The organism is Saccharopolyspora griseoalba (assembly GCF_042665275.1).
In the GTDB taxonomy this organism is placed as follows: Bacteria; Actinomycetota; Actinomycetes; order Mycobacteriales; family Pseudonocardiaceae; genus Saccharopolyspora; species Saccharopolyspora griseoalba.
On record NZ_JBHTCJ010000002.1, the window covers coordinates 81,586 to 106,419 of the forward strand.

The following is a 24,834-nucleotide window of genomic DNA, read 5'->3' on the forward strand; positions in this document are numbered from 1 at the left end:
GTCAGCCCTCGCCCTCGGTCAGCAGGGCTTCCGCGATCCGCCACAGCCCGGCGGAGTTGGACGCCTTGGTCAACACCACGTCACCGGGACGCAGCTGCTCGCGCAACAGCGCGACGGCCGCATCGATGTCCGGCACCAGAACCGACTCCTCTCCCCACGACCCCTCCAGCGATGCCGCCTGGTGCATCACCCGGGCCCCGTCGCCGACCACCACGAGGTGGTCGATGTTCAGCCGGACGGCCAGCCGTCCGATCTCGTCGTGCGCCTCGGTCTCGGCCTCGCCGAGCTCGGCCATCGGGCCGAGCACCGCGAAGGCGCGAGCGGGCTTGCCCCGGGTCATGGACGCCAGCGTCTTGAGCGCGGCGCGCACCGACTCGGGGTTGGCGTTGTAGGCGTCGTTGATCACGGTGACGCCCTCCGGGGTCTCGGCGACCTCCATGCGCTTGCCGGAGACCCGCCGCACCGAGCCGAGCCGCTCGGCGACCTCGGGCAGGCTCGCGCCCAGCTCCAGGGCCACCGCGGCGGCCGACAGCGCGTTGCCGACGTGGTGCTCGCCGAACAGCGGCAGCGTGACCCGCTGCCGGTCCTGCTCGGTGACCAGCGTGAAGGTCGGCCGGGCGAGGTCGTCGACCTGGAGGTCCTCGGCGCGCACGTGCGCCTTCGGCGACTCGCCGACCAGCACCACGCGCGCCCGGGTGCGCTCGGCCATCGCGGCGACCAGCGGGTCGTCGGCGTTGAGCACGGCGACCCCGTCGGCGGGCAGCGCCTCGACCAGCTCGCCCTTGGCGATCGCGACCGCCTCCTGCGAGCCGAACTCGCCGAGGTGCGCGTGGCCGACGTTGAGCACCACGCCGATGTCGGGCGGCGCGACCTCGCACAGCGCGGCGATGTGCCCGGTGCCGCGCGCGGACAGCTCCAGCACCAGGTGCCGGGTGTCCTCGTCGGCGCGCAGCACGGTCCACGGGTGGCCGAGCTCGTTGTTGAACGAGCCCGGTGGCGCCACCGTCGGGCCCATCGGTTCCAGCAGCTGCGCGACCAGGTCCTTGGTGGACGTCTTGCCCGACGAGCCGGTCACGCCGACGGTCCGCAGCCGCGGCAGCCGGTCCACGACGTGGCGGGCCAGCCTGGCCATCCCGGCCAGCACCGCGGCTCCCGAGCCGTCGGTGTCGCCCGCGAGCGCCATGGCGTTGGAGCGCTCGGCCGCCACCGGTGGCACCAGCACCGCCGGTGCGTCCACCTCGCGCGCCGCGAGCACGCCGGCGGCCCCGTCGGCCACCGCGCCCGCGGCGAAGTCGTGCCCGTCGACCCGTTCGCCCGGCACGGCCACGAACAGCCCGCCGGGTTCGACCTCGCGGGAGTCGAACTCCACTCCCGCGCTGACGATTTCCGAGCCTTCCGCACGGTGAAGCCTGCCGTCCACCGCCTGTGCGATGTCAGCGAGGCTGAGCCGGATCAACCTGCCTCCTCGGTTCTCCGCGGGACACCCGCTGCCGGTCGGCTCGTTCGAGCGATCACCGAAATCATCGCTCACGGCCGAAGCAGCGCCGTCCCACCCCCGACGATCATCGGTTCACTCACTGCGGCCAAGCCTATGGCGCAGCGCGGCGGCCAACTCCTCCCGGTCCGAGAAGGGGTGCACCACGCCGGCCACCTCCTGGCCCGTCTCGTGGCCCTTGCCCGCGACGACCACGATGTCGCCGGGCTCGGCGGCCTCGACGGCGGCGGCGATCGCCGCTCGCCGGTCGCCGATCTCGCGCACCTCACCGCGCTCCTCCCCGGGCACCTCGTGGGCGCCCGCCAGCATCGCGGCCCGGATGTCGGCCGGGTCCTCGCTGCGGGGGTTGTCGTCGGTGACGACGAGCAGATCGCTGCGGCGCGCGGCCGCCTCGCCCATCAGCGGGCGCTTGGCGGTGTCCCGGTCGCCCCCGCACCCGAGCACGACGACGACCTTGCCGTCGACCTGCGCGCGGGCGGCGTCGAGCACCGCCGAAACGGCACCTGGCTTGTGCGAGTAGTCCACCACGGCGGTGAAGTCCTGCCCGAGGGCGACACGCTCCATGCGCCCGGGGACGTCCACCTCGGCCAGCCCGCGCTCGATCGCCCACAGCGGCACCTCGGCGGCGTGCAGGACGCCGATCGCCAGCAGCGCGTTGGCCACGTTGAACGGGCCGGGCAGCCGCAGCCGCACCGGCATCTCGACGCCGTCGGGCCCGTGGGCGGTGAAGGTCTGCTCACCGGTGGCGTAGGCCCGCACGTCGGTGGCCGACCAGCTCGCCTCGCCGCGCTCGGTGGAGACGGTGATCACACCCGACTTGGCGGCCAGGCGCTCTCCCCACTCGGTGTCCACGCAGACCACCTCGCGCTCGGCGCGGCCGTCGAACAGCAGCGCCTTGGCCTGGAAGTAGTCCTCCAGGTCGCGGTGGAAGTCCAGGTGGTCCTGGGAGAGGTTGGTGAAGCCGCCCACGGCGAACTTGGTGCCCGAGACGCGGCCCATGGCCAGCGCGTGGCTGGAGACCTCCATCGGCACGTAGGCCACCCGCTGCTCGGCCATCACGGCCAGCAGGGCCTGCAGGTCCGGGGCTTCCGGGGTGGTGAAGGCGCTGTCCAGCCGCTCCCCGCAGACGCGGGTCTCGACGGTGCCGATCAGCCCGGTGCCGTAGCCGGCCACCCGCAGCGCGGATTCCAGCAGGTAGGTCGTGGTGGTCTTGCCGGAGGTGCCGGTCACGCCCAGGACCTTGAGCCTGCTCGACGGATCGCCGTAGATCAGCGCGGCGGCCGAGCCCAGCACGGCGCGCGGGTCGGGGTGCTTCAGCAGCGCGACCCGGCCCTCGCGCACCGCGGGGTGCTCGGCCAGGGACGCGCGCTCGATGCCCTCGGCGTTGGTCAGCACCGCGCTCGCGCCCGCGTCCAGCGCCTGCTCGGCGAAGTCGGCTCCGTGCACCCGGGTGCCGGGCAGCGCGGCGAACAGATCGCCGGAACGCACGTGCTGAGCGCGCAGCGTCGCGCCGGCGACCACCACCTCGGCGGCGGGGCGGCCGGGCACGCGGACCACGCGCGCGCCGATCTCGTCGGCGAGCTTCTCGATTTCCACCGGCTCGACGTGCGAAGGACGAGGCGGGGCAGTTGCGACCGCGGAAGGCACGTCGCGAAAGGCTACCTGCACCGCTTGCGGACGCATCTTCACGGTCGCCCACCCGTTCGGCCGCGTCGGGCTGCTCCGGTGCGCGCATCGCGGCCTGGTCCGTTTCCCCGCGCGCGCCCGCGTGCGGAGGATTTCCGCGGCACCGGGTTCATCGGTCGTTCCCGCGGTGAATCCGGCGCGAACGCCGAGCACCGCGCCCGCGCGCCGCGCGGACCTCGCCGCCGGCCCGGGCGCGCGAGCGTTTTCGCAGCTGAGCAAGGCCATCGCGCGAACCTGCGGCGCCGAGGCCAGGCGCCCGGGCGGGCGCGGGGACCGGCCGGGCGCGTCTCGTTCACACCGTTCGCGCGGTTGTGGCGGAAGTTCGCCGAAGCGTGGTCGATCCGGATATCAGCTCTCTAACGTCTTGGACGTTGGAAATTTTCCTGATCCGGGAGGTATTCGTGAACAAGCGTCAGCTTGCTCGATTAGCCGGCGCCGCCGGAGTCGTCGGCGCCCTCGCCCTGGCCCCGCTCAGCGCCCCGGCGGCGCTCGCCCAGCCCGCCGCTCCCCCGGCCGCCGAGCAGCACCTGCGCATCGCCGCGCCCGGCGACGGCACCGCGCGGGGAGCCGTGGAGTGGTACCGGGCGCGCGCGGGCGACACCTCCTACGAAGGCCTGTGCGAGAAGGCCGCGGAGAACGCTTGGGGCGTCACCGGCGTGTGGCCCTCGGCGATCGACCACTGGAACGGGGCGGTGGCCGCGGGCAAGGCGCACACCGACGGGTCCACCCCGCCCGAGGGCGCGTTCGTCTACTGGAACATCAGCCAGTACGGCCACGTCGGCATCGCCGACGGCAACGGCGGCTTCTACTCGACCAGCGTCAACGGCGCCATCGGCCACGCGGCCAGCACCTCGCACTTCGCCAACTACCTCGGCTGGAGCGACCCGCAGGTCCCCGCGGGCGGCTGAGGTTCCCGCCCCGCGCACGAGGAGTCCCCGCGGCCCGGATCGCCGCGGGGACTCCGCACCGAGCTCCCGGGGTCAGTGCCCGTCGCGCGGCACGTAGCGACCCGACTTGCCGACCAGGAAGTCCAGGTCCGCGCCGTCGGAGGCCTGCATGACGTGGTCGACGTACAGGCGGGGCCAACCCCGCTCGTAGGGGTTGGCCGGCGCCTCCCACTCGGCTCGACGGCGCTCCACCTCCTCCTCGGAGATCTCCAGGTCCAGCCGCCGCTCGGCCACGTCCAGGCTGACCACGTCACCGGTGCGCACGAAGGCCAGCGGACCGCCGGCGGCGGCCTCCGGGGTGACGTGCAGGACGACGGTGCCGTAGGCGGTGCCGCTCATCCGCCCGTCGGAGATGCGCACGATGTCGTCGTACCCGGCGTCCTGCACCTTCTTGGGCACCGGCACGTTGGCCACCTCGGGCATGCCCGGGTAGCCCTTCGGGCCCGCGTTGCGCACGATCAGCACGGTGTTCTCGTCGACGTCGAGGTCGTCGTCCTTGCACACCGCGTAGTACTCGTCGACGTCCTCGAAGACCATCGCCGGGCCGCGGTGCTTGAGCAGCCGCTCGGAGGCCGCCGACTGCTTGATCACCGCGCCGCCCGGGGCCAGCGAGCCGCGCAGCACTGCCGTGCCGGTGCCCACGCCCTGGAAGGGCCGGTCGATCGGGGTGATCACCTCGGTGTTGTGGATCTCGGCGTCGGCGATGTTCTCGCCCATCGTCCGACCGGTGACCGTGATCGCGTCGCGGTGGACGAGGTCGCCGAGCTCCTTGAGCACCGCGGGCAGCCCGCCCGCGTAGCAGAAGTCCTCCATCAGGAACTTGCCGCTGGGCTGCAGGTTCACCAGCGTCGGCACGTCCCGGCCGTCCAGGTCGAAGTCGTCGACGGTCAGCTCCACCCCGACGCGCTTGGCGATGGCGATCAGGTGCACCACCGCGTTGGTGGAGCCGCCGATCGCGGCGTTGGCCCGGATGGCGTTGCGGAACGCCTCGCGGGTGAGGACGTCCGAGGGCTTCTGGTCCTCGGCGACCATGTCCACGATCCGCTTGCCGGTGTCCTGCGCGGTGGCGAAGCGGCGCGAGTCCACAGCGGGCCAGGAGGCGGCGTAGGGCAGCTGCATGCCCAGCGCCTCGACCACGCAGGCCATCGTCGAGGCGGTGCCCATCGTCATGCAGTGGCCGTTGGAGCGGGACATGCACTTCTCGATGAAGTAGCACTCCTCCTGGTCGATCCGCCCCGCGACCAGGTCGGCCTCGGCCTGCCACACCGCGGTGCCCGAACCGACCTCGGAACCGCGGTACTTGCCGTTGAGCATCGGCCCGCCGGTGACCATCACGGTGGGCAGGTCGACGCTGGAGGCGGCCATCAGCAGCCCGGGGGTGGTCTTGTCGCAGCCGGACAGCAGCACCAGGCCGTCCAGCGGGTTGGCGCGGATGGTCTCCTCGGCCTGCATCGCCAGCAGGTTGCGGTAGAGCATGGTCGTCGGGCGCATCAAGGTCTCGCCGAGCGCCATGTTCGGGAACTCCAGCGGGAAACCGCCCGCCTGCCACACCCCGCGCTTGACCGACTCGGCGATCTGCTGCTGGTGGGCGTTGCACGGCGCCAGCTCGGACCAGGTCGTCCCGATGCCGATGACCGGTCGCCCGTCGAACACCTCGTCGCTGTAGCCCTGGTTCCTCACCCAGGAGCGGGCCGTCATCCCGGCCCGACCTTCGGCACCGAACCAGTTGGCGCTGCGTCGCGACGGCGTACTCATGCGTCCTCCCGTACCTCGCGAACTCCGGTGGCGTCGCCGGATGAACGCGACGTAACCAGCTCCGCAGGCGGTTGGCAATAGGTCATACGGAATTTCGAACGACCGCTGTCATGTCGAACACCCGGCTGGATGCCCCTCGACGCCCGCTGCCCAGGGAAGATCGCCTCGGGGCCGTCGCGGGGGCCTCGCGCACGAGAAGTCCCCGCGCGCGGCGCGCGGGGACTTCTGCGGAGCTCGGCGTCAGTCCGCCTGGAGGACCTGGAAGGGCGCTTCCTTCTTCGACAGCGGGATCTGGAAGCGCTGGGTCAGGTAGGCGGCGATCTCGTGGAACAGCGGCGCGGCCGACTCGGCCTCCGGCGAGCCGTGCGGCTGGTCGAGCATCAGCCCCACCACGAAGCGCGGGTCGTCGGCCGGCACCATGCCCGCGAAGGTGATCCAGTACTTCGACTGGCTGTAGCACTTGCAGGCCGGGTCGATCTGCTGCGCCGTGCCCGTCTTGCCCGAGATCTGGTAGCCCTCCAGCGCCGCGTCCTTGCCGGTGCCGTCGTCGCGGCTGCCCGGGCCGTCCTGGACCACCGCGCGGAGCATGTTCTTCACCGTCTCCGCGGTCTGCGGCTTGACCACCCGCACCCCCTCGGGCTGCCGCGTGGGCACCCGGGTCCCGTCCGGCCGGATCTTGGCGTCGATGATCCGCGGGGGCACCCGCACCCCGTCGTTGGCGATCGCCTGGTACATCCCGGCCATCTGCAGCACGGTCATCGACAGGCCCTGCCCGATGGGCAGGTTGGCGAAGGTCGAGCCCGACCAGTCCTCCCGCGCGGGCAGGGCGCCCGCGCTCTCGCCGGGCAGGCCGATGCCGGTCCGCTTGCCCAGCCCGAACTTGGTGGCCAGCTCGTACCACTCGTCCGGGCCGAGCCGCTGCGCGACGTCGAGGGTGCCGACGTTGGAGGACTTGCCCAGCACGCCGGTGAAGGTCAGCGGGATCGTGCCGTGCGGCCAGGCGTCCCCGACGGTGCGGTCGGCGACCTCGATCTTGCCCGGCACCTGCATCACGGTCTCCGGCTTGACGATGCCGTTCTCGATCGCCCCCGCCGCGGTGATCACCTTGTTCACCGAGCCCGGCTCGTAGGGCGTGGTCACCGCGGGGTTGCCGATGTTGTCGTTCCACGGCCCGCCCGGGTCGAAGGTCTTGTCGTTGGCCAGCGCGTAGACCTCGCCGGTCTTGGCGTCGAGCACCACCGCGCTCGCGCTGCGCGCGTTGGCGCGCCTGGCGTAGTCGGCCAGCCCGCGCTGCACCATGAACTGCACGTCGGAGTCGATGGTCAGCTGCACGTCCGAGCCCGGCACGGCCGGTTTGAGCTCGCGCTCGGTTCCGGGGATGACCAGGCTCGACCCCATCGCGGTGTCGGAGAGCTTGACGCCGTTGGTGCCGCCCAGCGCCTTGTCCATGGCCGCTTCCAGCCCGATCTGGCCCTCGACCTTGCGGTCGTCCATCCGCCAGTTCGCCGCGCCGATGACGTTGGCCGCCAGGTTCCCGGCCGGGTACTCCCGGGTCGCCCGGTACTCGGCGCCGATCTGCGGGAACTTGCCGGTGATCTTCTTGGCCTGCGCGGGCTCGATCTCCGGACCGAAGTAGGTGAACTTGTCGTCGCTCATCAGCACGTCCATCACCGCCTTCTCGGTGAACTCGCCGGGGACGGTCCGGGCGATGAAGCGCGCGATCTCCTGCTTGTACTGGACGGCCGTGGGTTCGGTGGGGTCCTTGGCGTGGGCCTCCTCGAGCGTCCTGGTCATGCGCCGCGGCGTGGCGTAGAGCTGGCGGGCCTCGCTGGAGAAGGCCAGCACGTTCTCGTTGCGGTCCATGATGGACCCGCGATCGGCCGGGATGACGTCCTTGGTGATGCGCTGCTGCTCGGCCTTGGCCGAGAGCGCGTTCGCCTGCACCCCCTGCACCTGCACGAGCTTGGTGCCCGCCACCAGCAGGGCGATCACCATCAGCAACCGCCCGATCAGCAACCGCCGGTTGCTGCCGGCGACGTTGGTTCGGGCGGTGCGTCCACGAGCGACCGGCCGACGAGGCATCAGCGACCAGCCGCCGGATCCGGTCGGGCGGGCTGCTGCGGGTTCTGCTCCTGGTTCTGCTGCGGCGGCTGCTCGGCGCCGGGCCTGCCGTCCTGCTGCGGGCCGCTCTGCTGCTCGGGGCGCGCGGGCGGGGCCGGCGGAGCGGGCGGCGGCGGAGCGGTGGCCCGCTGCGGGTCACCGACGACCGCGACCGAGCCGTCCGGGTGCTCCACCAGGTGCGCCGGGGTCGGCGCCTCGACCATGCCCAGCTCCTGCTCGGCGCGGCGCTGCAGGGCCGGTGTCGAGCTCATCGAGCTGACCTCGCGCTGCAGCTGCTCCTTGCGGTTGGTCAGCGAGTTGATCTCCGCCTCGCCCGCCTTGAGCTGGTAGCTGCCGCTGACCGCGGCGATGGACAGCCACAGCGTGGCGGCCAGCCCGGTGGCCAGCACCACCATCACCACCACGACCAGCGGCAGCCGCGCGATCGTGGAGACCTTCTCCTGCAGCTGCTTGCGGGCGCGCGACCGGGCCGCGACCGGGCGGCGCTCCTCGACGCCCTGCCGGACCTGGCTGGGGCGCCGGGACGACTGCTCGCGCCGCTCGTCGCGCCGCGCGTACGCGCGGTCGGCCGCGGCCGACCGGCCCCGCCTCTTGTCCGACTTCTTCGGCGCGGTCTTGGTCCCGCCCGCCTGCTTGGTGGCCTGCTTGCTGGACGGCTTCGCGGACTTGGTGGGCTGCTTGGTCGTGGTGCGAGCGGTCTCGTCGCGCTCCTCGGTCTCGACGCGCGCGGCGGCCTTGCTCCGTGCCGGTGCTGTCATCTCGCCTCCTATCCCTGGCCACCGGGGCCGATCCGCTCGGCTGCGCGCAGCCGCACCGATGCCGCCCTGGGGTTGGTCTCGATCTCGGCGTCCCCGGCCTGTTCCGCGCCTCGGGTGAGCAGGCGGAACTCGGGCCCGTGCCCGGGCAGCTCCACCGGCAGGTCGACCGGGGTGCGCGACTTCGACCTCTCGGCGAGAGCGCGCTTGACCATCCGGTCCTCCAGCGAGTGGTAGGACTCGACCACGATCCGGCCCCCGGTGCGCAGCGAGTCCAGCGCCGCCGGCAGCGCCCGCTCCAGGACCTCCAGCTCCGCGTTGACCTCGATGCGCAACGCCTGGAAGGTGCGCTTGGCCGGGTGTCCCCCGGTGCGCCTGCTCGCGGCGGGCACCGCGTCGTAGAGCAGCTGCACCAGCCGAGCGCTGTCGGTGAACGGTTCCTTCGCGCGCTCCCGGACGATCGCCGAGGCGATCTTGCTCGCGAACTTCTCCTCGCCGTAGACCCGCAGGATCCGGGTGAGCTCACCGGCCGAGTAGGTGTTGAGCACGTCCGCGGCGGTGCGCTCGGCGGTGGTGTCCATCCGCATGTCCAGCGGCGCGTCCTGCGCGTAGGCGAAGCCGCGCTCGCCCTCGTCGAGCTGCAGCGAGGACACCCCGAGGTCGAACAGCGCACCGTCCACCTCGGACACGCCGAGCTCGTCGAGCACCCGCTCCCACTCGTCGTAGACCGCGTGCACCAGGTGAATCCGGTCGGCGTAGGGCCGCAGCCGCTCGCCCGCCAGCTCCAGCGCGTTGGGGTCGCGGTCCAGGCCGACCAGCGTCAGCCCCGGGTGCGCGGCCAGCATCGCCTCGGAGTGCCCGCCCATGCCCAGGGTCGCGTCCACCACCACGGCGCCGTCTGCGGACAGCGCGGGCCCGAGCAGCTCCAGCGTGCGCCCGAGCAGCACCGGGACGTGCTTGTCGCGGGCGGAACCGCCACGCTCCTGCGGTGTTTCGGCCACGGCGGCCCCTCCCTCCCGCGTGCCTTGAGTCGTCTCGAAATACACCGGCGGTCGGCGCTCAGCGCGCCGACCGTGGTTCCCCTCATCGCGTCCGGATCCCGTCAGGTCCCCGCCCGCCCGTCGCTTCCTGGTACCGGGGAAGATGCACCAGGAGGCGAAAGCCGAGCGGACCGAGGCCTCACGAAACCCGGGCCGCACTCCTAGAAGACGCCGGGAAGCACCTCCTCCTGCGCTTGGGCGTAGCCCTCCTCGTTGTCCTCGAGGTAGCGCTGCCAGCGGTCGGCTTCCCAGATCTCCAGCCGGGTCATCGCCCCGACCACCACGCAGTCCTTGGTCAGGCCCGCGTAGCGGCGCAGCTCCGGCGCGATCGCGATCCGCCCCTGGCCGTCGGGCCGCTGCTCGTCGGTGCCCGCGAACAGGTACCGCTGGTAGGCCCGCACCGCCTCGTTGGTGAAGGGCGCCTCGGCGACCTTGCGCGCCATCTGCTCGAACTCGTCCCGGGGGAAGACGAACAGGCAGTGGTCCTGTCCCTTGGTGACCATCAGACCCCCCGCCAGTGCGTCCCGGAACTTCGCAGGCAGCGTCAAGCGCCCCTTGTCGTCCAGCTTCGGGTGGTGGGTGCCGAGAAACATCCCGGACCACCTCCCTCGGCCCGGGGCCACCTGCTCGGCGGACCCGGTCCACACCCCGATCGCGATCGACTCCCGCTCCGCGACCGCGGCTCCGTAGCCGGCTCACCGATCGAGCCGGCACCCCGCCGGAAGCCGACGATCAACTGATCAACAACTGCCGGCACGAGTGGTGAGACCCCCTTTTGCCCCACCGGGCACCACACTACCCCACTTCCCCCCACCGTCAACACGAAACACCCCGGGTCGCCCGGCCGGATGGCACTCGTTTTCGCAGGTGGAACCAGGTGGGGGCGAAGTGGGGCATTTCGGGGCCCGACACGCGCCCACCCCGGAGCCCGAAATCGGCCCCGGGAGCGAATCCGCTGGTGGGCGCACATCTAGATCAACTGCGCCGGCGAGCGGTTATGCTCGGTGCTCGGCCCCGTCCGGTGCCCTCCGGGCAGCCGTGGTGGGGTGATGTGGGGCGAGGAGGCCCGGCCACCCGGTGACCCCGGTTTGGCACACTGCTCGGTGCACGCCGACCGGATCCACCGGACGTCCGCGGACGCGCTCGGCCCGGTCGCGGGCGCCGAGGTGGATGCCGACTCGGATCACCGCTGTCGTCTCCGGTGGATGACCGCCCGGGTGGACAGTGGTTTCGCGACGGAGGTCAGCATGCGCGAGGACAGCGGCGAGCCGACCCCGCCCGACCGGAACATCCGACCCGGCGACCCCCTGGAGGTGGCGTGAATCCCCAGCTGACCGGTGCGACGAGCACCGAACCCGGCGGCGCGTCCTCCACGGCCCTGCCCGGGATCGAACGGGTCCACGACGCGATCACCCGCATCGCGGCCAACGTCGAGCAGGTCCTGGTCGGCAAGCCCGACGTGGTGCGCATCGCCCTGGTCACCCTGCTCTCCGAGGGGCACCTGCTGGTCGAGGACGTGCCGGGGGTCGGCAAGACCTCGCTGGCCAAGGCGCTGGCCCGGTCCATCGACTGCTCGGTGAGCCGGGTGCAGTTCACCCCGGACCTGCTGCCCAGCGACATCACCGGCGTGTCCATCTACAACCGGCAGGCCGAGAGCTTCGAGTTCCGGCCGGGACCGGTGTTCGCCAACATCGTGGTCGGCGACGAGATCAACCGCGCCTCGCCCAAGACCCAGTCCGCGCTGCTGGAGTGCATGGAGGAGCAGCAGGTCACGGTCGACGGCGACACCTACGCGCTGGGCGCGCCGTTCATGGTCATCGCCACCCAGAACCCGGCCGAGATGGAGGGCACCTACGCGCTGCCCGAGGCCCAGCGGGACCGGTTCACCGCGCGGGTGTCCATCGGCTACCCGGACGCCGAGGCCGAGCTGGCCATGGTCGACGAGCACTCCGGGCACGATCCGCTGGGCGAGCTGCGCCCGGTCACCGACAGCGCCGAGGTGCAGGGCCTGCTGCGCGCGGTGCGCAACGTGCACGTGTCCACCGAGCTGCGCCGCTACGCCATCGAGCTGGTCACCGCCACCCGCACCCAGCCCGAGCTGCGGCTGGGCGCCTCCCCGCGCTCGACGCTGCAGCTGATCCGCGCAGCCCGCGCGCAAGCGGCGCTGGTCGGCCGCGACTTCGTCATCCCGGACGACCTGCAGGCCGTCGCGGTCCCGGTGCTGGCGCACCGGCTGGTGCTCACCAGCGAGGCGCGCGCGGCCCGCCGCTCGACCGGCGACCTGGTGCGCCACCTGCTCTCCCGGATCCCGGTGCCGCACGGGGACGCCGACGGCGAACGAGGCTGACCGTGCTCTCCGGCCTGACCATCCGCGGGCGCTGCCTGCTGGCGGCCGGCGCGGCCGCCGGGATCTGCGCGCTGGTGCTCGACGAGCGCGACCTGCTGCGCGTGTCGGCGTTCGTGATCGCGCTGCCGCTGCTGGCGCTGCTCCTGGCCGGGCGGGTGCGCTTCGGCATCGCGGCCCGGCGGCACCTCGACCCGCCCCGCATCCCGGTCGGCTCGACCGCCGACGCCGCCCTGCACCTCACCGGCGGCGGGCTGCCGGTCGAGGGGCTGGTGGTCGAGGACGAGGTGCCGCACGCGCTGGGCGACCGCGCGCGGTTCCGGCTCAACGCGCTGCGCGGCAACGGCATCCGGCTGGACTACTCGGTCACCCCGGCGCTGCGCGGCGTCCACCACATCGGCCCGCTGCGGACCTGGATCGGCGATCCCTTCGGCCTGGCCACCTACGAGCGCGAGCTGGCCGGCCGCTCGCGGCTGGTCGCCACCCCCAACGTCCACGAGCTCTCCGGGCTGCCGCCCGGATCGGGCATGGGCAACGGGGAGAACGGCACCGCCAAGATGCGCGCGGGGCACGGCAACGACGACGCGATGGTCCGCGAGTACCGGCACGGCGACGACATCCGCCGGGTGCACTGGAAGTCCACCGCGCGGCGCGACGACCTGATGGTGCGGGTGGAGGAGAAGCCCTGGCAGGGCGGCGTGACCGTGCTGCTGGACCGGCGCTCGGCCGCGCACCGCGGCACCGGCGCGGGCAGCAGCGTGGAGTGGGCGATCTCGGCGGTGGCCAGCATCTGCCTGCACCTGAGCAAGCAGGGCACCCAGATCCGGCTGCTCACCGAGGACGGCTGGCCGCTGACCCGGGACGTCGAGGTGCTCGGCGACGGGCAGGAGGACGCCCTGCTGGACTCGCTGGCCGCGGTGCGGCCCTCGCCCCAGCGCGACCTGTCCTGCAGCCGCGATCCCGGCGAGGGTCACGAGCTGATCGCGGTGCTCGGCGAGACCACCACGGCCGCGGTCGCCGAGCTGACCCGGCTGCGCCCGCCGGAGTCGCGGAGCCTGGCGGTGCTGCTCGACGTGCGCGCCTGGAACGGCGAGGGCAGCGGTCGCGACGTGGTCAGGTCCGCCGCGCAGCTGCGCGCGGCGGGCTGGGCGGTGACCGTCGCCGAGGGCCCGCAGGCGCGGGTCCCCGAGGTGTGGCAGCGGCTGTGCGGGCAGGTCCCGGAGGTGACCCGGTGATCGGCGGACGCGACTCGCAGGTCGACACCTCGCTGGTGACCACCGCGGCCGGAGCGCTGGCGGTGCTGTGCGCGGCGACGTCGTTCGCCGGCGTGCTCGGCGACGCGCGCTGGCTGATCCCCGGCGCGCTGACCGTCGCGGCGGTCGCGGGCACCGGCGCGATCGGCAGGCACTTCCGGTGGCACCCGGCGCTGACCCCGCTGGCCCAGCTGCTCGCCCTGCTGCTCGCCCTGACCTGGTTGTTCACCACCGGCGCCGCGCTCGGCCTGATCCCCACCCCGACCTCCTCCGGGCAGCTGGTGAAGCTGCTGGGCGAAGCGGGCGGCGTGGTGCGCACGGGCGTCCCGCCGGTGCCCGCCGACCCGCCGCTGCAGGCGATGCTGTGCCTGGGCCTCGGCGTGGTCGCGCTGCTGGTCGACGTGATCGCCGTCGGGGTGGGCAGCCCGGCGGTGACCGGTCTGGTGCTGCTGTGCGTGTTCGCCATCCCTGCCTCGCTGGCCGAGCGGATGCTGCCCTGGTGGACCTTCGCCCTCGGCGCGGCCGGCTACGCGCTGCTGCTGGCCTCGACCGGCGGGCACCGCCGGTGGCGGCGCCGGGAGACCGCCGACCGGGTCGCGCACACCATGTTCGGCCACACGACCGCGGCCGTCGCGGGCACCGCGGGGGTGATCGCGATCCTGGCCGGTTCGGCGTTCACCGGGGTCGGCACCGAAGGCAGGCTGCCCGGCTCGGTCCCGGAGCAGTTCGGCGGCACCGACGGCATCGGCCTGCAGCCGTTCACCTCGCTGCGCGGGCAGCTCAACCGCGACCGGGTGGTGGAGCTGTTCCGGGTGCGGGGGCTGGAGCAGGACACCTACTTGCGCGCGCTGACGCTGCGCGAGTTCGACCCGAACCGGGGCTGGCGGATCGACGGCCTGACCCAGGGCGTGGACGCCGACCGCCCGCTGCCGCTGCCGCAGGGCACCACGATCGCGCGCGGCGAGCGGGAGACGATCCACATCCAGCCGATCGGCTACCGCGACCCGTGGCTCCCGGTGTTCGGCACCCCGCTGCAGGTCTCCGGGATGGGCAGGCAGTGGCGCTACGACCCGGCCTCCGGGATCGTGTTCACCCAGCACAACCAGGAGAGCCGCGCCTACACCCAGCGGGTGGTCCTGCCCGACCCGTCGCCGGAGGAGCTGCGCAACGCGCGCGGACCGATGCCGATCGACCGGGCCTACCTGGACATCGCCGGCGTGCCCCCGGAAGTGGCGGACCTGGCGCGGCAGCTGACCGCGGGCGAGTCGAACCCGTTCGACAAGGCCGTGGCGATCAACCGCCACTTCACCGACCCGTCCAACGGCTTCCAGTACACCCTGCAGACCGCCCCGAACACCGGCCGGGACGCGCTGGTGGACTTCCTGTTCCACGGCAAGCGCGGGTTCTGCGAGCAGTACGCCTCGGCGATGGCGGTCCTGCTGCGCTCGGCGGGCATCCCCTCGCGGGTCGCGGTCGGGTTCACCGGGGGCTACCAGGACGGCGGCGAGCGGGTGATCACCACCGACGACGCGCACGCGTGGGTGGAGGCCTTCTTCCCCGGCTGGGGCTGGCAGCGCTTCGACCCCACCCCGCTGAGCGACGGCCGCACCGCGCTGCCCCAGTTCCTGGGCAACGCCCTGCACCCGCCGCAGCAGCCCGCGCCGAGCGCCCCGGGCGAACCGCAGCCCACCCGGCCGGGCACGCCGCCCGCCCCCGCCCCCGAGCCCGGCGGTCCGGAGCAGGCCGCCCCGGCGCAGCCGGAGCAGCGCCGCGAGGTCTCCACCCGCACCGACTGGACCGCGCCGGTGCTGGTCCTGGTGCTGGTGCTCGGCTGCGCGGCGCTGGCCACCCCGCTGGCGGTGCGCGAGATGCGCCGCAGGCGGCGGATGGAGCTGGTCGCCGCGGGCGGGCGCGGGGCCGCCGGGGCCGCCTGGGCCGAGATCCTCGACGAGTTCCGCGACCGCGGCGCGCGGCCGGGCGACACCGAGACCGCCCGGCAGCTCGCCGAGCACCTCATCGGCGAGCACGCGCTGGACACCGAGGGCGCCGAGGGCCTGCGCAGCCTGGTCGCCGAGGTCGAGCGGGAGTGGTACGCGCCGGTCGGCGCGGCCACCGGGAACGCGGCCGAGCCGCTGCGCCGGACCCGCACCGCGTTGGAGCAGGCGGCGCCGCTGGACCTGCGGGCTCGGCTCTTCCCGGCCTCGGCGCTACCGCCCTGGCGCCGCTGACCTGCCGATCACGCGCGATGATCGCCGCCGACCGGTGGCCGACGGCGATCATCGTTCGAATCGACTACTGCTCGAAGCGCTTCCGGAACCGATCTTCCATGCGCTGGGCGAACGAGCCACCGCTCGCGGAACCGCGGTTGTGGCCCTTCTTCTTGGACTTGCCGCCGCCGTCGTCCTTGGCGGACGACTCGTCGGAGTCCTCGCCACCGCGCAGCGCGAACAGGACCATCATCGCTCCGCCGAACATCACGAGGAAGCCGACAACGCTCAGCACGGGGATGTCCGCGGGCCGCAGGGCCGGCAGCACCGCACCGACCACCAGCAGGGCAAGGCCCAGCACGAACACGGCGATGCCCTGCAACCGGCGACGCCGGGATGGGCGTTTCCGCCCTCCGCCGCGCACGGTTGAGGCGAACTTGGGGTCCTCGGCGTAGAGCGCGCGCTCGATCTGCTCGAGCTGTCGCTGCTCGTGCTCGGAGAGTGGCATGACTCCTCCTCCGGCACTGGTGTCTCGGTGGCGCCGGAGTCCGGGATGAGCGGGCTCACCCGGCCTGGGGACCGGCGAACGCTTGGGGGCGTCACCAATGAGGATACGGTTCCCGCGAGCCGACGACTACCCGGTCTTGCCACCGGAGCCCTGCGAGGTTGCCGACATCATCGCCGCGCAGGAGTGATCAACATCGCCCACCGGGCGCCCGGGACAGCAACGACCAGCGGTAATCAGTCCGCCAACCCACGGTAGCCGCGCCGGAAGATCACTCCGCGGTGCGACGGGAATCATCCGGGAGGACGATGCCCGAGGCGTTTCGGAGGGGAACCGCACCCGTTCGAGGACGCGGCTCCCGGCCGAACCGCTACTTGCGCGCCAGCGCGTGCAACCGGGTGGCGATGTCGCGCAGCGGCGCGCGCCCCGCGGCCTCCTGCTCGATCTCGGCCATCACCTCGGCCGCGCGAGGGTTGTTGTCCAGAACCGAGCCGGGCACCAGATCGGTGAGTACGCCCTGGCCCTGCACCCGCTCGACGGTCAGGCCGGCCGCGGCCAGCACCCGGTCGAGCTCCGCGGTGTCGAAGCGGCGCTGGAGCGGATCCGCGCTGCCCAGGTCGCCCTGCGGGTCGCGCAGCACGTCCAGCGCCTCGCCGAGCCGGCCGGCCACGGCCCAGGCCAGCACCGCCGCGTACCGGTTGGCGACCAGCACCGAGACCGCACCGCCCGGGGCGGTCGCCGCGGCCAGCGCGCTCGCCGCGGCCGGCACGTCGTCGACGTACTCCAGCACCCCGTGGCCCAGCACCAGGTCCGCACCGCCCTCCGGGCTCAGCACGGCCAGCGCCTCGGTGTCGCCCTGCAGCGCGGTCACCCGGTCGGCGACCCCGGCGTCGGCGGCGCGGCGGCGCAGCGTGGCCAGCGCGTCCGGGCTGGGGTCCACGACGGTGACGTGGCAGCCCGCGGAAGCCAGCGGCACCGCCCACACGCCGCTGCCGCCGCCGACGTCGAGCACGCGCACGGGGCGGTCGCCGTGCCGCCGCCCGGCGTCGGCGATTTCGGTTTCCAGCACCTGGTGGACGGCGTCCGATCTCATGCCCAGCAGCGTAAATGCCCGGTCGCGGCGGCGAACCACCGGAGTGCCGCAGGGCGAATCCCCGCCGCGGCTGCTGCGCGCGGCTCGCGTTCACTAGGCTGCTGGCGTGCAGACGGTTGCGGTACTGAGTCTCAAGGGTGGCGTGGGCAAGACGACCGTGGTGCTGGGGCTCGCCTCCGCGGCGATGCGCCGCGGTGTTCGCACGCTCGTGGTCGACCTGGACCCGCAGTGCAACGCGACGGCCTGCCTGGAGCCCGGCGAGACCTCCAAGGGCCTGTCCGACGTGCTGGCCGATCCGCGCCCCGAGGTGCTGCGCGCGGCGGTGACGCCCAGCGCGTGGGGCGAGGAGGTCGACGTGCTGGTCGGCTCCGAGGACGCCGAGGAGCTCAACGGGCACCGCTCGGACGGCTCGCACCTGGCCCGGCTCGGCGAGGCGCTGTCCGAATTGGACCACCTGATCGCCGAGGGCGAGCTGCCCTACCAGCTGGTGCTGCTGGACTGCCCGCCGTCGCTGGGACGGCTGACCCGCTCGGCGCTGGTGGCCGCCGACCGCGCGCTGCTGGTCACCGAGCCGACGATCTTCGCGGTCTCCGGCGTGCAGCGGGCCTTCGAGGCGGTGCAGGCCGAGCGGGAGAACAACCCGCGGCTGCAGCCGCTGGGCGTGGTGGCCAACCGGGTGCGCCCGCGCTCGCAGGAGCACCAGTTCCGCATCGACGAGCTGCGCGAGATCTTCGGCCCGCTGGTGATGCCCGTGGCCCTGCCCGATCGGCTGGCGGTGCAGCAGGCGCAGGGCGCCTGCCTGCCCATCCACCAGTGGGGAACCCCGGGCGCCCGCGAGGTCGCCCTGGCCTTCAACCTCGTCCTCGCCAGGACCCTCCGCGCCACCCGGACCCGCCGCCCCGCCGCGGGGGACGACGAGGACCTCGAAGAGGTGGACGACTGAGGTTCGCCGGCGCGCGAGCCGGCTCCCGAACAGCGGCTAAGCGGCGCCGTCCCGCGCGTCGGCGAGGGCGCGCAGGATCGGGTGGACGATGACGATGCCCACCGATCCCCACACCATCCCGGTGATCCGCAGGTCGCCGACCTGGAGGGTCAGATCACCCACCCCGGCGATCACCGCCGTCCCCAGGACCACCAGGTTGATCGGGTCGGTGAGGTCCACCCGCGCGTCCAGCCAGATCCGCACGCCGACCAGCGCGAGCATCCCGAACAGCACCAGCGTCGCACCGCCGAGCACGCCCAGCGGGACGGTGTTGATCAGCGCGGCGAACTTCGGCGAGAACGACAGCGCCACCGCCGCCCCCGCCGCGATCACGCAGGCGGCCGTGGAGTAGACCCGGGTCGCGGCCATCACGCCGATGTTGGCCGCGTAGCTGCTCACCGGCGAACCGCCCGCCGAACCCGACAGCATGGTGGCCAGTCCCCCGCCGATGAGCGCGTCGCCGACGTGGGGGTCGAGGTCGCGCCCGCTGATCGCGGCGATCGCCTTCACGTGCGCGACGTGCTCGGCGACCAGCACGAGGGCCAGCGGCAGCAGGAAGGGCACCACCGAGATGTGCACCTGGGGCGCGATCAGGTCCGGGAAGCCCAGCCACGGCGCGTCCCGGAGCTCGGCGAGCCTGCCCGGCACCAGCTGCCCGCTCAGCGCCGCGTAGATCCAGCCGACCAGCACGCCGACGAGCACCGCGGCCCGCCCGGCCATGCCGCGGCTGAGCACGATCAGCAGCACCACGGTGCCCAGGGTCAGCGCCGCGGGCACGCGGTTCTGGTCGAACGAGCTCACCGACTGCGGGGCCAGGCTCAACCCGATCATCAGCACCATCGCGCCGGTGACCACTGGCGGCATCGCCGACTCCAGCAATCGCACGCCCAGCGCCTTGACCGCCACGCCGACGGCCAGCACCACCAGGCCCACGACCACGATCCCGCCGAGCAGCGCCGCCGGCGCCGCCCCGACCTGGTCGGCCGCGGCGCCCATGGGCACCACGAAGGCCACCGAGGCGCCGAGGTAGCTGGGCACCCGGTTGCGGGTGACCAGCAGGAACAGCAGGGTGCCCAGCCCGGAGAGCAGGAGCGTGGTGGCGACCGGGAAGCCGGTCAGCAGCGGCACCAGCGTGGTGGTGCCGAACATCGCCAGCAGGTGCTGCAGGCCGAAGCCGACGGTCAGCGGCCAGCTCAGCCGCTCCTCGGAGGAGACCACGGAATCGCGCAGGAGTCGCCGACCGTTGCCGTGCACGGTCCACAGCGCCACAGCGACGACCTCCCCGACGTACCACCCGTTCAGGCGGAAACTGTCACTTCATGTAGTGACAGCGGGAAGATTACTATTCGGTTTCACATAATCAAGCCACCCGGTCCGGTGAGGCGCGAAAACCCTGATTACGAACCGTGAAACCAAATCGTGGTGTGTCGCGGTTCAGCCACGGAGCTCGGGCGAGTCGGGGTCGCCGAAGACCTCGCGCATCCCGTCGGCGAGGCCCGCCAGCTTGTCGGTGGCGTCCTGCAGCAGGTGGGTCTGCTCGACCGATCCGCTGGCGGCGAGCGCCTGCCCCGCCGCGGCCACCAGGCCGCCGTAGCCGTCCACGCCCTCGTCCAGCTCGCCGCGCAGCCGCTCGACGTCCTCGCGCAGGGCGCCCTTCTGCGACTCCGGCGCGTGCCGGATCGCCGATTCCACCGCGACCAGCCGCTGCGCACCTCGGCGCAGCTCGGCGGCGGTGTGATCGGCGGTCGCGCGGGCATCGGCCGCAGCGGCACCCGCGCCGATCGCCCCCAGCTCGGACAGCGCGGCGTGCAGCGACTCCTCGGCGTCGCGCAGCCGCTGCATCGACGGGCGAGCCGCCGACCCCGCCGCGGGCAGCGCCACCGGATCGGGTCGCTCCGGCGGCAGCGGCGTGCGCTTCAACCGCCGGTACTTCACGCCGAACCCCACCGCCACCGCGGCGCCGGCCGCGGCGACGCCGCCCATGCCGAAGCTGGACAAGCCCCAGACGACCTCCTCGAGGCCCGAACCGGCCGCCAGGGTCGCCTGCCCCACGCCGGTGCCCACCGCGCCGGCGCCGAACACGCCCGCGGTGGCGGCACCGCCGGTCGCGGTCCGCTTGGCCCGCTTGCGCTGCCGGAGCAGCTTGGCGCGCGGGTCCCGCCAGCTCGCGAACCGCCGCCGCACCTCGGTGAGCACCGGTCCGCGCAGGGTCTCCAGCGCCTCCTCGCCCAGCTGGGCGATCTCGCGCTTGCGGGACATCACGGCCTCCGCTCTGGTCAGGCTTGGCCGGCCTGCGGGTTCTGCTGCTGCTTGGTGGCCGGCTCGGCCGGGGTTTGCTCCCCGCTGGAGATCTGCTGCTGCGAGCCGCCGGAGACCTGCTGCTGGTCACCGCCGCCCATCGAGGCGCGCAGCTGGGCCAACCGGTTGGCGCCCGCGGCGTCCTGGGAGGCCCGCTCGACCTCCATCATCCGGCCCTGCACGCTGTTCTCGGCCAGCTCGGCCTCGCCCAGCGCGGTGGTGTAGCGCTTCTCGATCTTGTCCCGGACCTCTTCCAGCGAGGGCGTGCTGCCCGGCGCGGACAGCTCGCTCATCTGCTTCATCGAGTCCGAGACCTGCTCCTGCATCTTGGCCTGCTCCAGCTGGCTGAGCAGCTTGGTGCGCTCGGCGATCTTCTGCTGCAGGATCTGCGCGTTGCGCTCCACGGCCTGCTTGGCCTGGTCGGCGGCCTGCAGGGACTGGTCGTGCAGGGTCTTGAGGTCCTCGACGCCCTGCTCGGCGCTGACCAGCTGGTTGGCCAGGGTCGTCGCGGTCTCCTCGTACTTCTGGGCCTTGGCCTCGTCGCCCTCGGCGCGCGCCTGGTCGGCCATCACCAGCGCCTGCTTGGCCGAGGACTGCAGCTTCTCGACCTCGCCGAGCTGGCGGTTGAGCTTCATCTCCAGCTGGCGCTGGTTGCCGATCACCGAGGCGGCCTGCTGGGAAAGGGCCTGGTGCTGCCGCTGGGCCTCTTCGATGGCCTGCTGGATCTGCACCTTGGGATCGGCGTGCTCGTCGACCTTCGACGAGAACGCCGCCATCAGGTACTTCCAGGCCTTAACGAACGGGTTGGCCATCTCCTCCGCCTGCCTTCTCTCCGCTTAACCGGCTGCCCCGCACAACGCACCGGGCGCATCACCCGGTTCCATCGTGTCAGGTAGCTGTGCCCGCTTCCACCAAACACGGCAGATCTCCGGGATTTCCCCAGGACCCCACCCAAGATCGAACCAGCTCTCCCGCCGGCCCGCCGCACCGGGGGGCAAATCGGACGCGAAACGCGATCCGCCCACGATGCGCGACCGCCCCGCGCCCCCGGTCGAGCCGGGGAGCGCGGGGCGGTCGGATCGGGTCTCGTCGTTCGTCAGGCAGCCACCACTACACCCTTGCGCACCGGTGCGCTGATCCGCTGGCTGAGCACCGGCTGCAGCCGCTCGGAGACGCGCGGCTCGGCATCGGCCCCGGCCTCGGCCCCCGCGAGCTGCTCCGAGGCCAGCTCGGCGTCGGAGAGCTCGGTGCCGATCAGGCTGGGCACCAGCTGGTCGTCGCCGATGTCCGCGGCCGTCGGCTCGACCACCGATGGCACGACCATCGAATCGTCGAGGTCACCGGCCACCGTCACCAGCAGTTCCGGCAGTGGCAGATCCAGGGCGTCGCAGATCGAGGCGAGCAGCTCGCTGGACGCCTCCTTGCGGCCCCGCTCGACCTCGGAGAGGTATCCGAGGCTCACCCGGGCAGCGCGCGAAACGTCCCGCAAGGTCCGAGACTGTGCGGTCCGGGCGCGACGCAGTCGTTCACCGACCGCCTCCCGCAACATAACGGTCATCGCGCGCCTCCCTTCCTTCGTCGCCTTCCGCGTGCACTACGCGTGAACGCCCCCTACGTTACTCATCGATGGGCCCGAACGAGAACGATCGAGCCCAAGTCCGCCCAGGGCGAACGTCTCCTGATCGATCGGACTAGTCCGTCGCCGTGCGCGTTCCCGCAGCGCACGGTACAGCCTCGGGCGCGGTTCGCCACACACCCGAACTCAACCAAGCAACTCGCCGAAGTGTTCCAGCGCCACCCGGACGGCCGCCGATCGCACCGCGCGGCGGTCGCCGGTGAGCTCGGCGGTGCGCACCTCGGTGCCGTTCGCGCCGGTGAAGCCCAGGTGAACGGTGCCGGGCGGCACCCCGTCCTGCGGGTCCGGCCCGGCCACCCCGGTCAGGCCGATGCCCCAGTCCGCCCCGCAGCGCTCCCGAGCTCCCCGGGACAGCTGCGCGGCGACCTCCGGGTCCACCGCGCCGCGCTCGACCAGCAGCTCGCGGTCCACCCCGGCCAGCTCGGCCTTGAGCTCGGTGGCGTAGACGACCAGCCCGCCGCGCACCACGCCGCTGGAACCCGGCACCTCGGTCAGCGCCGAGCACACCAGCCCGGCGGTCAGCGACTCGGCGGTCGCGACCGTCTCCGCGCGCCGCTTCAGCGCGGCCACGACCCCGGCCACCTGCGCGAACGTCGGACCCAGCGGTTCGAGGATCATGCCGCGGCCTGCCCTCCGGCGCGCAGCCGCAGCGCGCGGACCACGTAGTCCAGCCCGGTGCCGACGGTGACCAGCAGGGTCACCGCGAGCACGATCCAGCGCGGGATGTCCGCCCAAGCCCCCAACGGCATCAGGAAGAAGCCGATGGTGATGCCCTGCAGCAAGGTCTTGATCTTGCCGCCGTAGCTCGCCGCGATCACGCCGTGCCGGATCACCCAGAACCGCAGCAGCGTGATCGCCAGCTCGCGGAAGATGATCAGCAGCGTGGCCCACCAGGCGAGATCGCCCAGCAGGCTCAGCCCGATCAGGGCGGCGCCGGTGAGCGCCTTGTCCGCGATCGGATCGGCGATCTTGCCGAAGTCGGTGACCAGACCGCGCTTGCGGGCCAGCTCCCCGTCGACCCGATCGGTCAGCGAGGCCAGCGCGAACACCGCCGTGGCGACCCACCGCCACACGTCGTCGTGCCCGCCGTCCCAGAACAGCACGACCAGGAACACCGGGATCGCGACCAGGCGGGAGACGGTGAGCGCGTTGGCGATGTTGAGCAGCGGGACCGGCTGCGCCTGCGGGTTGCCGCCCTCGGCCGTCATGGTTGCTCCCCGGAGCGGCTCGGTGCGGGCTCGCCGGCGACCGGCCGCACCACGAGGTCGACACCGTCGGTGTCGACGACCTCGCAGCGCACCACCTCGCCCAGCTGGACGGCTCCAGGGTCGACCACGAGGCACTCGCCGTCCACCTCGGGCCCCTGGTGCTCGGCCCGGCCCGCGCAGCCCTCGTCGTCGCGGCGCTCGACGAGCACCTCCACCTCGGTGCCCACCCGGTCCTCGGCGCGCTGGGCGATCAGCTCGTCGACCAGCTCGGTGAGCCGCTCGACGCGCTCGTCGACCACCTCCGGGTCGAGCTTGCCCTCGAAGCCCTCGGCCTCGGTGCCCTCCTCGTCGGAGTAGCCGAAAACGCCCACCGCGTCCAGCCGGGCGCTGGTGAGGAACGCGCAGAGCTCGTCGAACTGCTCCTCGGTCTCGCCGGGGAAGCCGACGATGAAGTTGCTGCGGATGCCCGCCTCCGGCGACAGCTCCCTGATCTGCTCGATGAGCTGCAGGAACGACTCGGTGGAGCCGAACCGCCGCATGCGCCGCAGCACCTGCTCGTTGCAGTGCTGGAAGGACAGGTCGTAGTAGGACGCCACGCCCGGCGTGCGGGCGATGGCGCGCAGCAGGCCCGGACGGGTCTCGGCGGGCTGCAGGTAGCTGGCCCGCACCCGCGCCACGCCCTCGATCTCGGCCAGTCGCGGCAGCAGCGTCTCCAGCGCGCGCGGGTCCGCGAGGTCCTTGCCGTAGGAGGTGGAGTTCTCGCTGACCAGGAACAGCTCGCGGGCGCCGTGCTCGGCCAGCCAGGTCGCCTCGCCGAGGACCTCCTCGGGCTTGCGGGACAGGAACGAACCGCGGAACGACGGGATCGCGCAGAACGAGCAGCGGCGGTCGCAGCCGGAGGCCAGCTTGAGCGCGGCCACCGGCGAGTCGTCCAGCCTGCGCCGCGCCACCGCGCGGGCCGAGGGCACCCAGCCGTGGCCGGGAACGGCGACCTCGGCGGCCGCGGCGGGCCGCTCCACCGGGGTGATCGGCAGCATGGTGCGCCGATCCCGCGGCCGGTGCGCTTCGACGGCGCGGCCCTCGATCACGTCGTCGAGGCGTTCGGCGAGGCTGCCGTAGTGGTCGAAGCCCAGCACCGCGTCGGCTTCCGGGAGCTGCTCGGCGAGCTCGTCGCCGTAGCGCTCGGCCATGCAGCCGACCGCGACGACCTTGGCGCCGGTGTCCGAGGCGGCCAGCAGGGTGTCCACCGAGTCCTTCTTGGCCGACTCGACGAAGCCGCAGGTGTTGACCACCACGACGTCGGCCTGCTCCGGCTCGGCGAGCCGCCAGCCGTTGCTGTCCAGCTCCCCGGCGAGCTCCTCGGAGTCCACTTCGTTGCGCGCGCAACCGAGCGTGACCATGGCGACTCGGCGGTGTTGCTGCTCGGCTGACATGCGTCCGAGCCTAACGCCCGAGGGCTCGGGCCCCACGGGGAGAGCCTCCTGGCCGCCGGCCGTGGCCGAGATTACC

Annotated in this window: 21 protein-coding genes; 5 read left to right on the forward strand and 16 right to left on the reverse strand. The window is 73.0% G+C overall.

Annotation, left to right across the window (positions count from 1 at the left end; translation table 11 throughout):
* Position 1 precedes the first annotated feature (1 nt).
* Entirely contained in the window at positions 2 to 1,456 is a 1,455-nt protein-coding gene (locus tag ACFQRI_RS04515) for a UDP-N-acetylmuramoyl-tripeptide--D-alanyl-D-alanine ligase (RefSeq protein WP_380664744.1), read from the reverse strand.
* A gap of 114 nt (positions 1,457 to 1,570) precedes the next feature.
* On the reverse strand, positions 1,571 to 3,178 hold the full coding sequence (locus tag ACFQRI_RS04520) for a UDP-N-acetylmuramoyl-L-alanyl-D-glutamate--2,6-diaminopimelate ligase (RefSeq protein WP_380665537.1): 1,608 nt from the start codon (positions 3,176 to 3,178) through the stop codon (positions 1,571 to 1,573).
* A gap of 404 nt (positions 3,179 to 3,582) precedes the next feature.
* Between ACFQRI_RS04520 and ACFQRI_RS04525 the strand changes: the two genes are divergently transcribed.
* On the forward strand, positions 3,583 to 4,089 hold the full coding sequence (locus ACFQRI_RS04525; protein WP_380664746.1) for a CHAP domain-containing protein: 507 nt from the start codon (positions 3,583 to 3,585) through the stop codon (positions 4,087 to 4,089).
* 72 nt (positions 4,090 to 4,161) lie between these two features.
* Here ACFQRI_RS04525 and ACFQRI_RS04530 read toward each other — a convergent pair whose 3' ends face one another.
* The 5 genes from ACFQRI_RS04530 to mraZ form a co-directional block, all read right to left on the reverse strand.
* On the reverse strand, positions 4,162 to 5,883 hold the full coding sequence (locus ACFQRI_RS04530) for an IlvD/Edd family dehydratase (protein ID WP_380664748.1): 1,722 nt from the start codon (positions 5,881 to 5,883) through the stop codon (positions 4,162 to 4,164).
* A 240-nt stretch (positions 5,884 to 6,123) separates the two neighbouring features.
* Positions 6,124 to 7,965: a peptidoglycan D,D-transpeptidase FtsI family protein gene (locus tag ACFQRI_RS04535; protein WP_380664750.1), complete on the reverse strand. Its 1,842-nt coding sequence runs from the start codon at positions 7,963 to 7,965 to the stop codon at positions 6,124 to 6,126.
* Positions 7,965 to 8,762: a cell division protein FtsL gene (gene ftsL / locus ACFQRI_RS04540; RefSeq protein WP_380664752.1), complete on the reverse strand. Its 798-nt coding sequence runs from the start codon at positions 8,760 to 8,762 to the stop codon at positions 7,965 to 7,967. Before ftsL ends, ACFQRI_RS04535 begins: the two co-directional genes overlap by 1 nt.
* Positions 8,763 to 8,770: 8 nt before the next feature.
* Positions 8,771 to 9,760 (reverse strand): 16S rRNA (cytosine(1402)-N(4))-methyltransferase RsmH, encoded by a 990-nt coding sequence (rsmH, locus tag ACFQRI_RS04545; RefSeq protein ID WP_380664754.1) that lies wholly within the window; start codon positions 9,758 to 9,760, stop codon positions 8,771 to 8,773.
* A 200-nt stretch (positions 9,761 to 9,960) separates the two neighbouring features.
* Entirely contained in the window at positions 9,961 to 10,392 is a 432-nt protein-coding gene (gene mraZ, locus ACFQRI_RS04550; RefSeq protein WP_380664756.1) for a division/cell wall cluster transcriptional repressor MraZ, read from the reverse strand.
* A gap of 785 nt (positions 10,393 to 11,177) precedes the next feature.
* Between mraZ and ACFQRI_RS04555 the strand changes: the two genes are divergently transcribed.
* From ACFQRI_RS04555 to ACFQRI_RS04565, 3 genes are read left to right on the forward strand one after another with little or no spacing between them, the layout of a single operon-like run.
* The gene (locus ACFQRI_RS04555; RefSeq protein ID WP_380665539.1) at positions 11,178 to 12,146 is read left to right on the forward strand and encodes an AAA family ATPase; all 969 of its coding nucleotides are present in this window, start codon (positions 11,178 to 11,180) and stop codon (positions 12,144 to 12,146) included.
* A gap of 2 nt (positions 12,147 to 12,148) precedes the next feature.
* Complete coding sequence (locus ACFQRI_RS04560) at positions 12,149 to 13,378, forward strand: DUF58 domain-containing protein (protein WP_380664758.1); 1,230 nt, start codon at positions 12,149 to 12,151, stop codon at positions 13,376 to 13,378.
* Positions 13,375 to 15,624 (forward strand): transglutaminase TgpA family protein, encoded by a 2,250-nt coding sequence (locus ACFQRI_RS04565; RefSeq protein ID WP_380664761.1) that lies wholly within the window; start codon positions 13,375 to 13,377, stop codon positions 15,622 to 15,624. The genes ACFQRI_RS04560 and ACFQRI_RS04565 overlap by 4 nt, the downstream gene beginning before the upstream one ends.
* Positions 15,625 to 15,688: 64 nt before the next feature.
* Here ACFQRI_RS04565 and ACFQRI_RS04570 read toward each other — a convergent pair whose 3' ends face one another.
* Both ACFQRI_RS04570 and ACFQRI_RS04575 read right to left on the reverse strand, forming a co-directional pair.
* Positions 15,689 to 16,111: a DUF3040 domain-containing protein gene (locus ACFQRI_RS04570; RefSeq protein ID WP_380664763.1), complete on the reverse strand. Its 423-nt coding sequence runs from the start codon at positions 16,109 to 16,111 to the stop codon at positions 15,689 to 15,691.
* A 367-nt stretch (positions 16,112 to 16,478) separates the two neighbouring features.
* A complete protein-coding gene (locus ACFQRI_RS04575) occupies positions 16,479 to 17,201 on the reverse strand; it encodes a class I SAM-dependent methyltransferase (protein WP_380664765.1) in 723 nt (240 codons plus the stop codon).
* Positions 17,202 to 17,307: 106 nt separating this feature from the next.
* Between ACFQRI_RS04575 and ACFQRI_RS04580 the strand changes: the two genes are divergently transcribed.
* Complete coding sequence (locus ACFQRI_RS04580; protein ID WP_380664767.1) at positions 17,308 to 18,144, forward strand: ParA family protein; 837 nt, start codon at positions 17,308 to 17,310, stop codon at positions 18,142 to 18,144.
* A 36-nt stretch (positions 18,145 to 18,180) separates the two neighbouring features.
* On the opposite strand, the gene ACFQRI_RS04585 is transcribed toward ACFQRI_RS04580, so the two are convergent.
* The 7 genes from ACFQRI_RS04585 to rimO form a co-directional block, all read right to left on the reverse strand.
* On the reverse strand, positions 18,181 to 19,452 hold the full coding sequence (locus ACFQRI_RS04585; RefSeq protein WP_380664769.1) for a uracil-xanthine permease family protein: 1,272 nt from the start codon (positions 19,450 to 19,452) through the stop codon (positions 18,181 to 18,183).
* Positions 19,453 to 19,617: 165 nt separating this feature from the next.
* Positions 19,618 to 20,442, reverse strand: a complete 825-nt coding sequence (gene pspM / locus ACFQRI_RS04590) for a phage shock envelope stress response protein PspM (protein WP_380664771.1) — start codon at positions 20,440 to 20,442, stop codon at positions 19,618 to 19,620.
* 17 nt (positions 20,443 to 20,459) lie between these two features.
* Entirely contained in the window at positions 20,460 to 21,293 is an 834-nt protein-coding gene (locus tag ACFQRI_RS04595; protein ID WP_380664773.1) for a PspA/IM30 family protein, read from the reverse strand.
* A gap of 284 nt (positions 21,294 to 21,577) precedes the next feature.
* Complete coding sequence (locus ACFQRI_RS04600; protein WP_380664775.1) at positions 21,578 to 22,039, reverse strand: helix-turn-helix domain-containing protein; 462 nt, start codon at positions 22,037 to 22,039, stop codon at positions 21,578 to 21,580.
* A gap of 204 nt (positions 22,040 to 22,243) precedes the next feature.
* The gene (locus tag ACFQRI_RS04605; protein WP_380664777.1) at positions 22,244 to 22,735 is read right to left on the reverse strand and encodes a CinA family protein; all 492 of its coding nucleotides are present in this window, start codon (positions 22,733 to 22,735) and stop codon (positions 22,244 to 22,246) included.
* On the reverse strand, positions 22,732 to 23,325 hold the full coding sequence (gene pgsA / locus ACFQRI_RS04610; protein ID WP_380664779.1) for a CDP-diacylglycerol--glycerol-3-phosphate 3-phosphatidyltransferase: 594 nt from the start codon (positions 23,323 to 23,325) through the stop codon (positions 22,732 to 22,734). Before pgsA ends, ACFQRI_RS04605 begins: the two co-directional genes overlap by 4 nt.
* On the reverse strand, positions 23,322 to 24,758 hold the full coding sequence (gene rimO / locus ACFQRI_RS04615) for a 30S ribosomal protein S12 methylthiotransferase RimO (RefSeq protein WP_380664781.1): 1,437 nt from the start codon (positions 24,756 to 24,758) through the stop codon (positions 23,322 to 23,324). The genes pgsA and rimO overlap by 4 nt, the downstream gene beginning before the upstream one ends.
* Between the last annotated feature and the right edge of the window lie 76 nt (positions 24,759 to 24,834).

Excerpts from the sequence above, each read along its gene's own strand:
- mraZ (WP_380664756.1), bottom strand. The coding sequence starts at position 10,392 with ATGTTTCTCGGCACCCACCACCCGAAGCTGGACGACAAGGGGCGCTTG.
- ACFQRI_RS04595 (WP_380664773.1), bottom strand. The coding sequence starts at position 21,293 with ATGGCCAACCCGTTCGTTAAGGCCTGGAAGTACCTGATGGCGGCGTTC.
- ACFQRI_RS04600 (WP_380664775.1), bottom strand. The coding sequence starts at position 22,039 with ATGACCGTTATGTTGCGGGAGGCGGTCGGTGAACGACTGCGTCGCGCC.
- pgsA (WP_380664779.1), bottom strand. The coding sequence starts at position 23,325 with ATGACGGCCGAGGGCGGCAACCCGCAGGCGCAGCCGGTCCCGCTGCTC.
- ACFQRI_RS04535 (WP_380664750.1), bottom strand. The coding sequence starts at position 7,965 with ATGCCTCGTCGGCCGGTCGCTCGTGGACGCACCGCCCGAACCAACGTC.
- pspM (WP_380664771.1), bottom strand. The coding sequence starts at position 20,442 with ATGTCCCGCAAGCGCGAGATCGCCCAGCTGGGCGAGGAGGCGCTGGAG.
- ACFQRI_RS04575 (WP_380664765.1), bottom strand. The coding sequence starts at position 17,201 with ATGAGATCGGACGCCGTCCACCAGGTGCTGGAAACCGAAATCGCCGAC.
- ACFQRI_RS04530 (WP_380664748.1), bottom strand. The coding sequence starts at position 5,883 with ATGAGTACGCCGTCGCGACGCAGCGCCAACTGGTTCGGTGCCGAAGGT.
- ftsL (WP_380664752.1), bottom strand. The coding sequence starts at position 8,762 with ATGACAGCACCGGCACGGAGCAAGGCCGCCGCGCGCGTCGAGACCGAG.
- rimO (WP_380664781.1), bottom strand. The coding sequence starts at position 24,758 with ATGTCAGCCGAGCAGCAACACCGCCGAGTCGCCATGGTCACGCTCGGT.
- ACFQRI_RS04520 (WP_380665537.1), bottom strand. The coding sequence starts at position 3,178 with ATGCGTCCGCAAGCGGTGCAGGTAGCCTTTCGCGACGTGCCTTCCGCG.
- ACFQRI_RS04570 (WP_380664763.1), bottom strand. The coding sequence starts at position 16,111 with ATGCCACTCTCCGAGCACGAGCAGCGACAGCTCGAGCAGATCGAGCGC.
- ACFQRI_RS04605 (WP_380664777.1), bottom strand. The coding sequence starts at position 22,735 with ATGATCCTCGAACCGCTGGGTCCGACGTTCGCGCAGGTGGCCGGGGTC.